The sequence below is a fragment of the Castellaniella daejeonensis genome, from assembly GCF_039523555.1.
Classification (GTDB): Bacteria; Pseudomonadota; Gammaproteobacteria; order Burkholderiales; family Burkholderiaceae_B; genus Castellaniella; species Castellaniella daejeonensis.
On record NZ_BAAAFN010000006.1, the window covers coordinates 124,897 to 139,474 of the forward strand.

The 14,578-nt window shown below is 58.3% G+C and carries 16 protein-coding genes; all 16 read left to right on the forward strand.

The features are described 5' to 3' along the window. The first annotated feature begins 24 nt into the window (after positions 1-24). The 16 genes from ABD022_RS02480 (at position 25) to ABD022_RS02555 (ending at position 14,566) form a co-directional block, all read left to right on the forward strand. Positions 25-402: a hypothetical protein gene (locus tag ABD022_RS02480; protein WP_343819873.1), complete on the forward strand. Its 378-nt coding sequence runs from the start codon at positions 25-27 to the stop codon at positions 400-402. A gap of 46 nt (positions 403-448) precedes the next feature. Further along, a complete protein-coding gene (locus ABD022_RS02485; protein ID WP_343819875.1) occupies positions 449-1,156 on the forward strand; it encodes a TrbJ/VirB5 family protein in 708 nt (235 codons plus the stop codon). A 9-nt stretch (positions 1,157-1,165) separates the two neighbouring features. Continuing rightward, the gene (locus ABD022_RS02490; RefSeq protein ID WP_343819877.1) at positions 1,166-2,116 is read left to right on the forward strand and encodes a TrbL/VirB6 family protein; all 951 of its coding nucleotides are present in this window, start codon (positions 1,166-1,168) and stop codon (positions 2,114-2,116) included. Between the two features lie 96 nt (positions 2,117-2,212). Beyond that, positions 2,213-2,362 carry a conjugal transfer protein gene (locus tag ABD022_RS02495; protein WP_343819879.1) on the forward strand — a complete coding sequence of 50 codons (150 nt, stop codon included), beginning with the start codon at positions 2,213-2,215 and terminating at the stop codon, positions 2,360-2,362. Next, positions 2,355-3,041: a VirB8 family type IV secretion system protein gene (locus tag ABD022_RS02500; RefSeq protein ID WP_343819881.1), complete on the forward strand. Its 687-nt coding sequence runs from the start codon at positions 2,355-2,357 to the stop codon at positions 3,039-3,041. The genes ABD022_RS02495 and ABD022_RS02500 overlap by 8 nt, the downstream gene beginning before the upstream one ends. Positions 3,042-3,069: 28 nt before the next feature. Then, positions 3,070-3,906 carry a TrbG/VirB9 family P-type conjugative transfer protein gene (locus tag ABD022_RS02505; RefSeq protein ID WP_343819882.1) on the forward strand — a complete coding sequence of 279 codons (837 nt, stop codon included), beginning with the start codon at positions 3,070-3,072 and terminating at the stop codon, positions 3,904-3,906. Then, positions 3,903-5,030 carry a type IV secretion system protein VirB10 gene (gene virB10 / locus ABD022_RS02510; protein ID WP_343819884.1) on the forward strand — a complete coding sequence of 376 codons (1,128 nt, stop codon included), beginning with the start codon at positions 3,903-3,905 and terminating at the stop codon, positions 5,028-5,030. The genes ABD022_RS02505 and virB10 overlap by 4 nt, the downstream gene beginning before the upstream one ends. Next, the gene (gene virB11 / locus ABD022_RS02515) at positions 5,008-6,057 is read left to right on the forward strand and encodes a P-type DNA transfer ATPase VirB11 (protein ID WP_343819887.1); all 1,050 of its coding nucleotides are present in this window, start codon (positions 5,008-5,010) and stop codon (positions 6,055-6,057) included. Before virB10 ends, virB11 begins: the two co-directional genes overlap by 23 nt. A 120-nt stretch (positions 6,058-6,177) precedes the next feature. Then, positions 6,178-7,095: a TrfA gene (locus ABD022_RS02520; protein WP_343819888.1), complete on the forward strand. Its 918-nt coding sequence runs from the start codon at positions 6,178-6,180 to the stop codon at positions 7,093-7,095. A 482-nt stretch (positions 7,096-7,577) separates the two neighbouring features. Next, complete coding sequence (locus ABD022_RS02525; RefSeq protein WP_343819889.1) at positions 7,578-8,036, forward strand: hypothetical protein; 459 nt, start codon at positions 7,578-7,580, stop codon at positions 8,034-8,036. Between the two features lie 18 nt (positions 8,037-8,054). Further along, on the forward strand, positions 8,055-8,540 hold the full coding sequence (locus tag ABD022_RS02530) for a hypothetical protein (protein WP_343819890.1): 486 nt from the start codon (positions 8,055-8,057) through the stop codon (positions 8,538-8,540). Positions 8,541-8,544: 4 nt separating this feature from the next. Further along, entirely contained in the window at positions 8,545-9,252 is a 708-nt protein-coding gene (gene stbB / locus ABD022_RS02535) for a StbB family protein (protein WP_343819892.1), read from the forward strand. Between the two features lie 5 nt (positions 9,253-9,257). Next, positions 9,258-9,698 (forward strand): hypothetical protein, encoded by a 441-nt coding sequence (locus ABD022_RS02540; protein ID WP_343819894.1) that lies wholly within the window; start codon positions 9,258-9,260, stop codon positions 9,696-9,698. A gap of 13 nt (positions 9,699-9,711) precedes the next feature. Continuing rightward, on the forward strand, positions 9,712-11,310 hold the full coding sequence (locus tag ABD022_RS02545; RefSeq protein ID WP_343819896.1) for a type IV secretion system DNA-binding domain-containing protein: 1,599 nt from the start codon (positions 9,712-9,714) through the stop codon (positions 11,308-11,310). A 159-nt stretch (positions 11,311-11,469) separates the two neighbouring features. Beyond that, complete coding sequence (locus tag ABD022_RS02550) at positions 11,470-12,207, forward strand: hypothetical protein (RefSeq protein WP_343819897.1); 738 nt, start codon at positions 11,470-11,472, stop codon at positions 12,205-12,207. Positions 12,208-12,502: 295 nt separating this feature from the next. Next, a complete protein-coding gene (locus ABD022_RS02555) occupies positions 12,503-14,566 on the forward strand; it encodes a hypothetical protein (RefSeq protein WP_343819898.1) in 2,064 nt (687 codons plus the stop codon). Positions 14,567-14,578: the final 12 nt, after the last annotated feature.

A 14,578-nucleotide genomic window follows, 5' to 3' on the forward strand; every position in this document is an offset into this window, starting at 1 on the left:
AACCCTACCGATGAAGGACACCCCATGAACCGACGCTACTTCCTTGCCGCCTCTGGTGCTTCCCTGCTGACACTGCTGGCCGGATGCAAGACGGACCAGGATGGGGCGAAGTTTTTGGGGTATTGGAAAGCGGACAGCAAGTATGACCCTGACGCCATTCACATCGAACGCAATGGCGATAGTTTCCTGTTCACGCTGGTGACGAAAGACCCGTTTGGCGGTGGCTATCAGATCCACAAACTGCCCGCCAAACTGGACACCTCGGCCAATATCCTGATCGTGGGCGACAAACAGATTGCCTATGACGCAAAAGCCGATGTCATCGTCTCAAACCAGATGAAGGCCCGTCACGCAACAGAAGCCGAATTCCAGGCCATTGCCCAGACAGCCTCCCAGCCCTGATCCCCTGCGCCTGTAGGCGCTTCCCTCTCCCCCTGGAGCATTCCCTATGACACGCTGCAAGTCGTTTGCGGCGGGCATCGCCCTGTCCGCTGCTTTTGTGAATTTCGCCCATGCCAGCGGCATTCCCACCGTGGATGCCGCCACCATCGCCCAACTACAGCAACAGCTACTGACCGCCAAAGATCAGTTGAAGAACCTGACCGACCAGTTGGCCACAGCCAAAAGCCAGCTTGCGGCCTTCACGCAATCCAGCGGTTACGGCAACGTCGTCGGTAACGCCGACATCCGCAACCAACTCCGGGCGGCCCTGCCCGCCAATGCGCAAGATCTGTTGAACCGTTCCGGTGAATCCAACCTGGATGGAGATGTGGGCCGCATCACTGATGAAGTCACAGCCCCGGTGAATTTCCAGGAAGATCGCCAGGCCCTATCCCGGCAATCGCTGAACATCGAGGCGACCGCCAAAGCCATGAGCGAACGGGCCTATGACTCCATGACCCGCCGCCTGGCAAACGTGGATGCCCTGCAAGACAAGATCAACCAGACCAGCAACCCCAAGGAAATCGCGGAACTGCAGGCCCGCATCCAGATCGAGCAAGCCAACATCCAGGCGGAGCAAACCCGGATTCAGCTTGCCTCGCAGCAGTTGGAAGCGGAACGTCATCTGCTGCAAGCCCGATCCGAACAGGTATACAGCGGCTGGTTCGGAAGCAACCAGAACGACACCCCATCCGGTGCCGAAACCCAGCAATAGGATCGTGCCATGGCTGGTCTGAACCCCACAATCTCACCGCCGTCAGCACCCAGCGACATTGCCCAATGGGTCATGGATCAGACGCAAAATGCGCTGCGAGATGCCGTCAACGGCCCCATACAGGCGCTTTTCGAGGCGCTGATGCCCGCCATTGTGGTCGGCCTGACGCTGCAATTCGTGTTCTATGCGTTTGCCCTGATGCACGGCCAGGCTGGCATGACCGTGACGGAGTTCTTTCGCAAGGCCATCCTGGTGGTCATCGTATCCATCTTCTTCGGGGCTGGAGGCCTGTATCAGAACGACATCGCCAAAACCATGATTGCCCTGCCCGATGATGTCACCCAGATCGCCTTGGGCACCGGCAGCGTGGCTACCGAGGTGGACAAGCTGCAGACCGAAACCGGCAAGGCATCCAGCGCAATGATGGGCAAAGGCCAGAACGCCTGGTACAACGTCCTGCCTTCCACCAAAGAAGTGCTGGTCAGCATCCTGGCCACGCTCATCAGGATCAATGCCGCCGTGGTGGGCAGCATCATCATCGTCATCGTGGTGGTCTGCAAGGTCGGCATGTCTCTGGTCGTGGCGGCAGGACCGATCTTTATTGCTGCGACCCTGTTTGAACCCACCAAACAGCTATTCAATAGCTGGGTCTCCCAGGCGCTGAACTTCGTGTTTCTGGCCTTGCTGGCAGGACTGATTTTCGGACTGCTGCTGCAACTGAACATCCAATTGATCCGGATGATCGCAGAGCAGATCAACGGTGGGGCCAAAGACATTCTGGGGCTGTTTGGTGCCCAGATTCTGGTCGGCCTGGCCAGTCTTGTCGTCATGATCATGCTGCCGGGCCTGGCTGCGGGTCTGTCCAACGGCTTCGGTGCCCGCCTGGGTATCGGCTCCGCTGCCCACGGCGCGTTTTCTCTCCTGCGCATCCGCAGCCTGCTGCGGCCTCGCGTCCGCTAAGTCCTCCTGCCGTCCAGCCACACCGCTGGCCCCCGGCAACCCATCCCCTCCACCGTCATGGCCCGCCGCGCCCGGCAGGCCTGGAGTCCTTTACCCATGAAATCCCTCATCGCCACGCTGACCCTGGCGGGGCTGCTGGCTGGCTGCGCCTTTCATGCGCCCCAGCCACCGCTGCCGCCCGACTCACCCCGCGTCCCGGTCAATGCCACGCCCCCCACCTTCCAGGGAGACATGAACCATGGCTGACACGCTCAAATCCGAAGACATCGCCGCCTACCTGGAACAATCCAGGGGCCTGGAACGGGACCACCTGGGCGAACTCATCACCAGCCGTAAACGCGCCTGGCAAGTGGCCTGCGGTGCAGGCATTCTGGCGCTGGCTGCGGTCGGGGCCGTCATCGGCCTGACGCCGTTAAAGCAGCCGCCTGAAATGTATGTGGTGCGGGTCAATGATTCGACTGGTGCCATCGAGCATGTCAGCAGCCTGGGCCAGCCCCTGGAGGACTACGGCGAACGCATCGCCAAGTATTTCCTCAACAGCTATGTCCTGAACTGCGAAGGCTATAGCTGGCAGACCATCCAGGAACAATTCGACACCTGCGCCCTGCTGTCGTCGCCCCCCATCCAGACGGCCTACGGCAAACGCTTTGAGGGGCCACAGGCTGTCACCACGCGCCTGGGCACCCAGGGCACGGTAGACATACAGGTTCATTCGATCACGCTGGGGGCCAATCAGGCCGCCATCGTCCGTTTCACCAAAACCGAACGCGATGTGAACACGGGCGATGTCACGCAAGTCAGCCACCTGATTGCCACCATGGCCTATGAGTACGCCGATGTGCCGCTGACCGAAGCGGTCGCCCGGCGCAATCCCCTGGGCTTTCAAGTCACGCGCTATGACCTGGCCGCCGATCTGTCGCGCTAAACGCCCGGTGCATCCGAAGGAATCCCCCATGAACACACTCCTGCTCAGGCGGCATGCCCTGGCATGCGCCCTGGGCCTGGCACTCAATCTGACCCTGAGCGCCAGCGCCCTGGCCCTGGAATACCCCCGATCCGCACAGCGGGACCACCGTGTGCGCTATGTGAACTACAACGCCGCCGATGTCATCCAGCTGGATGCCGTGATTGGTGTCGCCACCCATATCGTGCTGGCCCCTGATGAACGCTACGTCTATCACGTTTTTGGCGACAGCAAGGCCTATGCCTTCACCTACAAGGACAATCACCTGTTTTTCAAGCCGACCGCCCAGGACGCAAACACCAATCTCATCGTCGTGACCAATCGGCATGATTACAGCTTTCGGCTGTCCTACAGCGACCAGCGCAACGCCCCGGCCCTCTACAAACTGGTCATCCGATACCCCGAAACCGCAGCCAAAGTGCGGGATCAGGCTGCTCGTCAAGCGGCCATCGAGCGATCTCTGCAAGCCACCGGCATGCCGGTGAACTGGCAGGCCTACACACGCAGCGGCGACACCAGCATTGCGCCCGTCCACGCCTGGGACGATGGTCGTCAGACCTGGCTGCAATTTGCGCCAGGGGCAGACATCCCGGCGGTCTATCGCGTCACCCCAGACGGTCAGGAAGTCCTGACCAACTACCACATGGCCGATGACCGGACGATGGTGCTGCATCGCACCTCGGCGCTGTGGCACCTGCGCCTGGGTGAATTGGTGCTGGCCATCCATAACGAAACCTACAGCGCCACGACAGTGCCGCCCGATACCGGGACCACGTCACCGGCAGTGCGACGCCGGGTGAAGGGCATCTCAAGGAATACACCATGACCACTGATCCGAACATCCCCCCCTCGGGCGATGGCACGACGGCACCCCACGAACAAAACCAGCTCCCCTTGAACCTGGATCGGGAACCCACGGACCTGGAAACGGCGGGGCGCAGCGCCCCACGCGGTGCCCGCGCCTTTCTCTGGCTCACCATCCTGATTGCGCTGGCCATTGCAGCGGGAACCCTGTTCAAGGTCTGGCACCGCGAATCCGCACCACAGACTGACCCCGGTCGGGACGGGGAACGCAGCGGCATTGCCAACCGCCTCAAAGCCCCAAAGGTCGAACGACCTGCGCCACCGCCCAAGCGTGAGGCGCCGCCACCGCCTGCCGTCCAGGCGCGTACCTACTACGTCCCGCCACCCGCACCGACTCCGCCGCCTGCGGTCGATGAAGTGGCACAGCGCAGGCTGGACAGCCCGCTGACCGAATCCGCAGCAGACAGCGGCACCAGCCAGACGGTCAGCGGCCCACTGGCCGATGCAGGGCCGCTGGCCGACAAGCTGCGCCCCCCGGAACTGGCCCCCTCGGTCGCCGGGCAGTTGGGCAACCGAAACTTCCTGCTCACGCAAGGCACGATGATTGACTGCACCTTGCAGACCAAGCTGGTCAGCACCCAGGCCGGTCTGCTGACTTGCCTGGCCACCCACGATGTCATGAGCACCAACGGCAAGGTCAAGCTGATCGACGCGGGCACCAAATTCACCGGCTACCAGTCGGGAGGCATCGACCAAGGACAAGGCCGGGCCTTCATCACCTGGAACCGGCTGGAAACGCCTGCTGGCGTCATCGTCAATCTGGGTTCGCCCGGCACCGGCCCGCTGGGTGAAGCAGGGGTTGATGGCCATATCGACAACCATTTTTGGGAACGCTTCGGCAATGCCATCTTGCTGTCGCTGGTGGGCGACCTGGGGGCGTGGGCGGCCAACCAGGGACAGTCCGGCAACAACAACGTCCATTTCGACAACACCCGCGAAGGCAGTCAGGAAGTCATCGCCAAGATTCTGGAAAAGTCGCTCGACATCCCCCCAACCCTTTACAAGAATCAAGGTACGCGCATCGGCATCATGGTGGCCCGCGACCTGGATTTCAGCCATGTCTATGACCTCGAACCCATCCACTGAGCCGCGCCCCTTTGATCGGGCGATTGCTGTCAACACGTTTTTGCGGCCACTGGCCGCGCACCTGGACGATGCAGCCGTCACGGAAATCGCCATTGTGCGGCCCGGTGAGTGCTACAGCCGGGTGCGGGGTGCCTGGGTGCTGCACGAATGCCCCAGCCTGACCTACCCGCATCTGGAGGCGCTGGCGACTGCCCTGGCGGCCTACAACCACATGGCGAAATCACCCATCCTGTCGGTCGTGCTGCCAGGCGGTGAACGCGGCCAGATTGTGCAGCCTCCGGCCTGCATTGACGGCACCCTGGCCATCAACATCCGCAAGCATGCCCAGGCGGCGTTTACCCTGGAGACGCTGCAAGCCCAGGGCGCTTTTGATGCCGTCGATGATGCAGCGGCCCGGGCCGCTGCGGGCGGCATGTCGCCCATTGACCAGAACCTGCTGAAACTCAAGGCCAGCGGCAACATCCCGGCCTTCCTGCATGCAGCCATCCTCGCCCGTAAAAACATTGTGGTCGCGGGTGCCACCGGCTCGGGCAAAACCACCTTCGCCCGCTCACTCATTGACCGGGTGCCGGTCGATGAACGACTGATCACCATCGAGGACACGCATGAGCTGATGCTGCCCCGGCACCGCAACCGGATTCATCTGATGTATGGCGGCGTCCGGGGCCGGGTATCGGCCACCGATGCCCTGGCGGCCTGCATGCGCTTGTCGCCAGACCGGATCTTTCTGGCAGAGTTGCGCGGCCCCGAAACCTGGGACTACCTGGCGGCACTGAACACCGGCCACCCTGGATCAGTGACCACCACCCATGCCAACAGTGCCGCCGACACGTTTGACCGCATGGCGGTGCTGATCAAACAGTCGCCCACAGGCGGCAATCTGGACCTCGCAACCATCCAGGCGTTTCTACGCCATACCGTGGACGTCGTGCTGTATTTCGAGCGTTTCCAGTTGAAGGAACTCTGGTTTACACCACACGCGGCACTGCTGGACACGCCAGCACCCGCCGCACTGCAAACCTGCTGATCCCCCTGGGTGCCGGGCACTGCCGGCACCCGTCCTGTCACCTTCTTTTCCCCTGACCCCGCGTGAGGCCTTGTTCACGAATCCGGCAGGCCTTGGGCGGGCCTGTCTGGAGCATTTCCCATGACCGCACCCACCCGCCTGCCCTTCCAGCGGGCCAGCTCTGTGCTGCGCCTGTCCGCCGCTATGCAACGCGCCCAGCAAAAGGCCCAGCAAGCGATTGCCGCCGCCGCTGAAAAAGAGGCCCACACTCCGGCCCCCTTCATCGTGCCCGGCATCAACGAAACGGCCCGCGCCATCCCCAACTACATCGCCCGCAGTTCCATCTTTGCCCCGGTGCGGCGCGGCTGGCGTCCCCTGCACGATGACACGGTGTTTTTGGAAGGCAGCAACATTCTGCTCAAAGGCTCGGGCAAGCAACTGACCGAAGACCACGCCGACATCTGGATGCATGCCATGTTCCTGCAAACCACGGCACTGCTGGGCGAAGCGCCCTCCATCAACCGGGCGGATTTCCTGCGCGGCATGGGCAGGCCCACCGGAGGCAGCGCCTATGAATGGCTGCACGAAGGCATGAAAGACCTGGCCCGTTTTACCCTGTGCATCGAGGCCAGGCGCAAAGACGGCTCGGTGAAATACAGCTACGGCAATCATCCATCAGCCCGTGTGCTGGCCATGATCGGCGGATTCGATTACGACGAACGCAGCGGCAGCTATACGATCTACGCCGACCCACGCTGGGCGCAAATCTTCGGCAATCGTGAATACGCTCTGCTGGACTGGAGCAAACGCCTGCAAATGCGCCACGACCTGTCCAAAAGCCTGCAACGGCTGATCGGCACATCCGCCGATATGCAGCAGAAATACAGCCTGGACATCCTGAAGGATCGCGCCCAATACACCGGACGGATGCGTGATTTCAAAGCCAGCCTGGAACGCAGCCTGGCCGAATTGGAAGCCCTGGAAGTGATCGCAGCCCCCCGTATCGAGGCGGCAAGCCGGGGCCACGAACAGGCGGTCTGGACCCGCCTGGACCGCTGAATCTGCATCGGCATAGCATCGCGCCCTGCTCTGCCAGCGAACCAAATCGCGGCAAGACCAAGCCGCAAATTGGCCTGAAATTGGTCAATCATTGATCAATTTCAGCTTGTGGATAAGTCACTCCAGCCATCGTCATAACATCGCGTCTGCATCGTCATAGCATCGCGGGTTATCGTCATAACATCGCGCTTTATCGTCATAACATCGCGCCCCTGATGGCTGAAAGCCTTTATTCATGCGGTTTTCCAGCCATCAAAACGCCTTCTACCTTATTTCTACCTTTCTTCTACCAGAAGCGACCTGTGGATAAGTCTTTCGCCTACCCACACTGATCGCAGCACACCCCGTCCGTCTCCATCCGCCACACCGGGCAGCCGACTGGTGGCGGCTGGGGTTCAGCAACGGAGCGACATCTGCCCATCCGGGCCCCCCTTCTCAATCCTCACGACCGCCCTTCCAAGCGACAGGGCAAAGGAGTTCTCATGCACTCGAATCTTGACACGCGACTGCTGGCCATCGCCCAACGCGCCGCCCGCGAAGGCATCGGCGCACTGAGCCTGGGCGAAGCCCTGACTGCCGCCCTGGTGCTGGATCGCAATGACTGGCTGCACGAACGCGGCTACAGCATCGCCGATGCCCTGGATCGGATCGGCACCGAATGGGCCGCCCGCGTCCCGGCTGTCGCCCGGCAGTTTCAGACCGATCTGGCCCAGGCCCAACTGCGCTTCTCCTTCGAAATCGTGCCGCGCAGCGGCGACGGCGAAGGCTATTTGCTGCGGCTGCTGGACCAGGGCCAAGAGGTCGGCTGCGGCCACTTCCCGGCACGCGGCAAGTCCGTGCGCTTTGCCGATGACCAATGCGCCTATGACGAGGCCCACGCGGCGGGCCTGGCATGGCTGGACGGCAAACAGGCCCTGGCGCTGCCTGCGCTGCAACACTGATCCGCAAGGCAAGCCCCGATGACCGAACACCCCACCAAACCCGATCCCGTGGCCCATTACCGGGCCGTGCTGGACAGCCTGGACCCGCGCTTGCGCATTGCCGCCAAGCTGCGGGCATTGTTCCCGATGATTGAAACGCAGTTGGCCGCAGGCGTCCCCCATGCCGCCATCATGGAGGACTTGGCCCAGGCCGGACTGGCCGTGCGGTCCAGCACCTACATCACGACACTACGCCGCTGGCGCAAGGCCAACCGTCCTCAAACGGCCCCAGCCGACCCTGTGGCAACCCCCACACCCACGGCGCACCGCACCGCGCCTGACACACCGCGCACCACACCCACTCCACCGCCCATGGATGCCATCCAAGGGCGGCCCCACGGCATTGAAACGCCCAGCGACCTCCGGCAAATCCGCCACATGCGGGTAGACCTGGAGGCCCTGCGGCGCGAAGGCCTGGAGCAACGCCAAAAAGCCACCAACCCCACTCCCCAAGACAAGGAATGAACCCATGAAAGTCGCAGTCCTCAACTACACCGGCTCGGTCGGCAAAACCGTCGTTGCCTCTCACCTGCTAGCCCCGCGCATGAACGGCGCACAGATTTTTGCCGTCGAGTCCACCAACGAAACCGGCGCGGATCTGGGCCTGTCGGTCGATCAGTTGCGCGGTGAACACTTCGGGCGGCTGTTCCGCGAACTGCTCACCCGTGACGATGCCATCGTGGATGTCGGGGCCAGCAACATCGAAGATTTCCTGGCGCACATGATGCGCTACGAGGGTGCCCACGAAGAAATCAGCTACTTCGTCCTGCCGGTCATCAACACCGGCAAGGCCCAGCGTGAAACCATCAAGACGGTGGCCGCGCTGGCCGGGCTGGGGGTCGCCCCGGAGCGGGTGCGGCTGCTGTTCAATCGCGTGGAAACCAGCGTCGAGGAAGAATTTCCGTCGCTGCTGGCCTATGCCGCCAAAACCGGCGAAGCCCAGGCCAACCCCAAAGCGGCCATTTTCGAGAACGAAGTGTTTGAACTCCTGGCCGATCTGCGCACGACCATTGCCGATGTGCTGGCCGACCAGACCGACTACCGGGCGCTGTTGCAGCAAACGGATCGCAGTGACCATGACCGTATCTCGCACCTGAGCAACATGCATGCCTTGCGGGCCTTGGCCCGGCCCGTGGATCGGCAGATGCATGCGGCCTTTGCCGCCCTCTTTGCGTGAACGCCATGGACACATCCCCCAACCCGGCTGGGGGCCAGGCCCGAACCAAACTGGACTTGCTGTACCGCGAGGTGCTGGGCGAGGTCGCCAGCCTGGTGGACCGGCTGGAGGCCATCGGCCAACGCCAGGACCAGGCCCTACCGCACATCCAGGCGCTGACCGAAGCCCTGCAACTGCTCCCCCGGCAACTGGACCGCCATCTGGCGGCCACCTTGCGCGAAGTCGCCACGCCCATCCATGAACAATCACAACACGCCATGCAGGCCATGCTGGACGCCACAGGCGTCCGGCTGACGCACCTGGCCGAAGAATCCGCGCAATGCGCCCAGATCGCCCGGCAGTCAGCACGGCGCATGACGGTCATCGCCATGGTCATCGGCGGCGCATCCGGCATCCTGGGCGGGATGCTGGCTGGGCTGGCTTTGGGCCAATGGCTCGTTTCTTGAAGGCACAACCCCCATGTCTACCCTGCTCTCCCCCATCACGCGGCGACGCATTGCCGCCTTTTCCCTGGGCCTCTTTCCGGTCGGTGCCTGGATGACCGCCGCCACCTACGGCAGCGGCATGGCCTGGCAGGACTGGAATAGCCGCACAGCCTGGTATTTCGTGAAACTGACGCCAGGCTATCCGCTGCTCTACGGGGCGCTGGGCATCGGCCTGCTCACCGCCCTGGCACTGATCCTGTTCGTGGGCCGCACCGCAAAAACCCAAGGGTTTGAAGGCGCGGCCTACAAACGCTTCGTCCGGGGCACCCGCATGACCACGGCCAAACACCTGGCCAAGCTCTGCACGGAATCCGGCCAGCAACAGATCGACGTGGCGGGCATCCCGCTGCCGACCGCCAATGAAAACCTGCATCTGCTGGTCAGCGGGGCCACGGGGTCGGGCAAATCCGTGCTGCTGCGCAATATGGCGGCCTCCGTGCAAGCCCGGTCAAAAAACAGTCAACCCGGCTCCTTGTCAGTCCGCAAACCACCACGCAATGACCGCATGATCGTCATTGATCCGAATGGCGACATACTGAGCAAGTTCTGGCAACCGGGCGATGTGATCCTGAACCCGTATGACGCCCGCAGCGAAGGCTGGTCGCTGTTCAACGAAGTGCGGGCCGACTACGACTGGAAGCATCTGGCGCGTTCCCTGGTCCCCATGAGCCAGGACAAAAATGCAGAAGAATGGAACGATTTTGGCCGTCTGCTGCTGCGCGAAACGGCGAAAAAACTCTATCAGCTACAGGGCAAGAAAGCCCAGATCATGGATCTGTTTCGCCTCTGCACCATCGAAGATCCCAAGACCCTCAAACAATTCCTGGAAGGCACGCTGGCAGAGTCCCTGTTTGTCGGTTCCAGTGAGGCCAGCAAGGCGCTGTCCTCGGCCCGATTCGTGCTGTCCAACAAACTGTCGGAACACACCAGTATGAAGCCCGGCCCGTTCTCCATCCGCAGCTGGCTGGATGATCCGCAGGCAGGCAACCTGTATATCAACTGGCGCGAAGACATGATGCACGCCATGAAGCCGCTGGTGTCGGCCTGGGTCGATGTGTTCATCACATCCATCCTGTCCATGCCTGAACACACCGGCAGGCGCTGGTGGTTGTTCATTGACGAGCTGGCCAGTCTCGAAGGCCTGCCGTCGCTGGAGGCCGGACTGACCAAGGGCCGCAAGAATGGCCTGCGCATCGTCGCCGGTCTGCAAAGCACATCGCAGCTGGAACACATCTACGGACGCACCATGGCCACCACCCTTCGGGCCAGCTTCCGCAACCTGGCGGTCCTGGGCGGATCGCGCACCGATCCCCAGACGGCCCGCGACATGAGCGAAAGCCTGGGAAAACATGAGGTCGAGCGCCCAAAATTCAGTGTTAGCCGCAGTGTCGATCACCGCAACACCTCGGATAATATGGACCGCACCACGGAGGATGTGGTGACGGCGGCGCAGATTCAGGCGCTGCCGGTGCTGGAGGGGTATGTGGCGATGGCGGGGGATTTGCCTGTGGCTCGGGTGAAAATGCCGTATCGGCGGTTTATGGAGAAAGCAACATCATTTTTAGAAGTTTAAAACCGTCACCAACCAAAATCAGGCCACCCCCGCCCATAAAATTTTAGCCCCAACAGAAAACCCTCACACAGCAGTAGATTTATTTTTTAACGCTTAGGAAAACAGCACCATCTCGTATTATGCCGTCTATTTTCAGGCAGACCGCAAAGAGAGATCATTATGAGAGTAAAATTAAAACCAAACCTTCCACCCCAGACCGATGCATACAAAATATTTGAAAAGACGAATACCGATCTAAACCAGTTCTACTGGACATTCAGGTGTGCACTTGACTACACAGCTTCGAAAATTCATACGGTCCCCACAGTCCCAGAACTCATTCCGGGAAATTCAGGAGAGAGACTTAATATTTCTTCAAGTCAATTCCTTTCAGAACAACCACAAACGGAAAGAATTGCGCGACACTCTATGTTGGTTCTTTCGGTAACCGCGTTTGAAGACTACATAAAAGGCGCACTGACTACATTTCTCATTAAGAACTGGAAGCCCGAGAAAACGTATCACATATCGTTTAAGCCTCAGGATATACCAATTACCAACCTGCAAGACTGGCTCAAGGAAAAGTCAATCCAAGAGATTGTTGATGACCACCTTAGACGCAGTTATGACAAGCGATATAAATCCATTGAAAAACTATTGATTGAACATGATGCAACTGCGCCCGAACTCTCAGAGTCCATGCAGAGTCTGTCCATCATCGCTTGCGAGGCTAGAAACTGCATCGTCCACTCCTCCTCAATTATTGACCCCAGAGCACATACGGCTCTCGAACCGATTATTCCGGGATTCTCTGTCGGAGATCCTCTTGACATAACCGAATCAATCCTCTGGCAGTTGCTAGGGGCACTGCGCGATTCCGCAAGAGCGTTGGATGTGCGACTTAGAAAGCTGATGTGAGCGTACAGCCGCAGCCTACCCACTCATTCAATCCGACGCTACATTGCAACACGGCTTAAGTCAGGCGATAACGCCTTGCAATACCTATTTTTGACTATGTATTTACTAGCCACCACAAGCCGAAAACAGCTGATTAAAATCAACACCTTCAATTTAAAAATATATCTTATAAATAGAGCACCTTTAAGATTTCGTTTTACACCTATAAACATTACCTAGACACCAACAATCAAACAGCCATTAAACTTGGACCTGATTCTGACATCATTTATTGGGTGTTTGAGAGCAGAGAGCAATGAATCTTCAAGCCTTTCGACAAATTGTTGACTCATCAAATCCTGGAATTACTTCCTGCGCCAATAATCCTCACCAATTGTACGAGTATGTTGACCTTCCTCCGGGATCTTCATTCTCTAGTAGAGCAGTGTCCGACGCGTTGTACACCCGAATTCGGGATTCCTTTACTGCTGGCCATACTGCTGTCTGGAAGACATGCAAACTGCTACGCACAGACCTCATTAGAGAGCATGTGCTTCTAGGAGCAAAGCTAAATCCTTACCTAGATATTATTGACCACCTTGCAGATGCCATACGTACTGGAGAGAACTCTGGATCGACGATTAAGGGTGACTGGTACCTAGCGATCCGAGCAGCTTATGATCATACCCATCTCAACAACTGGGGTGATCGGAATCCGGAAAAATTATATTCTCGGGAATTTAATGTTGCCAAAGCAGCGAAGATCTTACGCGACAATGGGTTTTCGATTCATTTAGAACCCGGGAAGTTAAATCTTGAGGAAACTGCCGAGAGGGCATTAGTTACCACTATCGAAGACATAATTTCCGAGATGGGAGGAATAAATGTAGCGCGGCGGATTTTCAATGAAATTTCGTCACATTTTGATTTTTCACAGCAACGCTATCACATCATTCGTCGCGTATCAATCACTCACGATGCAGCACCACAAGTACCTTGGGGATATTTGATCCAGTTAGCGGTCAAGCATGCACAGGGTAGAAAACCCTACATCAACACCAGTGCCCAATGGCAAAGGCTTTGTAGCTTAGCGCAATCTTTTGCTGCGGTTATTGACGTACAACCTTATACACCAACATTTTTCGGATCAATGGATGCTGCAGAACTAGTCCCATTTCTGCAAGAGATAGCCGTCTACGATACCCTATTTTGCATCCCACAGATGAGACCGCAGGACGTAGTTAAGCTCGCTCGTGGAATGCTGGATTGGTTGGATTTCGAGGCCCCAACAAAAGCAGGGTGGTCGATTGGGCAAGTATTAGAAATCATTGCCTATTTCATGGATTCCTCGTGCAATACAAGGGGTCCAGTTTTTATACAAGAATCCGATATCAGACGCGCTTGCCCAACAGTACCTCACGAGATCGTTACGAAAATTCTAGACGATATACTGAGCCATTCTACTAGCGGCCCCAATAGAAATTTCTCCAATCCTACGGATGTCGCAACCACCGAACACCCAAAAGCGGGGCACGACTTTTTTCTACGCCCTCTAATTCGTTCATCTGGCAGAAAATTTATTCTAATAGACTGCTCTGTTTGTGCTCCAGCTTGCATAGAGGCAGTGCTGTCAGCATTGAGGCCTGAGATCAAAAACCTTGATGACAAAATCGGCTTAGCTGTTGAGAGATTTCTCAAATCGGAACTGGCATATCGTGGCGTAGCCGTTAGTGGAGGTAACTATGAATCAGGTGGCGAACACGGTGAATGCGATCTAGTAATCGAAACCCCCGAGACCGTGATATTTGCTGAAGTTAAGAAGAAACCTCTCACTCGAAAAGCGAAAGCGGGTTCTGATACTGCCCTCATGTTGGATCTTGCTGGAAGTCTTCTAGCTGCACAAGCTCAAGCCGGATGGCACGAAGTGCGGTTTCGACGTGATGGCCATCTTAATCTTGATGACAAGGGAACGACGACATTTATAGAGCTTTCCAACCGAGGGATTGAGCGAGTGGCCATATCCCTATTGGATTATGGGGGATTTCAAGACCGGATTATTCTGAAGCAATTCCTTGAAAGCACCATCGGCGCAAAATTCATGGTGGATGATGAAAGGCTCAAAAACAAATTTGAAAAAATTAATGACGCTCTGACTGACATCCACACTCAATTAGTACAGCTCCACCCTGGAGAATCCAAGATCAACCAGCCTTTCATCCATTGCTGGTTTATTAGCGTTCCGCAGTTTCTGATTCTCTTGGATGACGTTACCGATAGCCTCAGTTTCAAGAATGCACTTTGGAGTAGCAGACATATCACGACCGGAAGCTCAGATTTCTACTTCGATTTGTCATACATGAGGCGGTTAAAAAATAAGTAGCTCCCTCCTCCA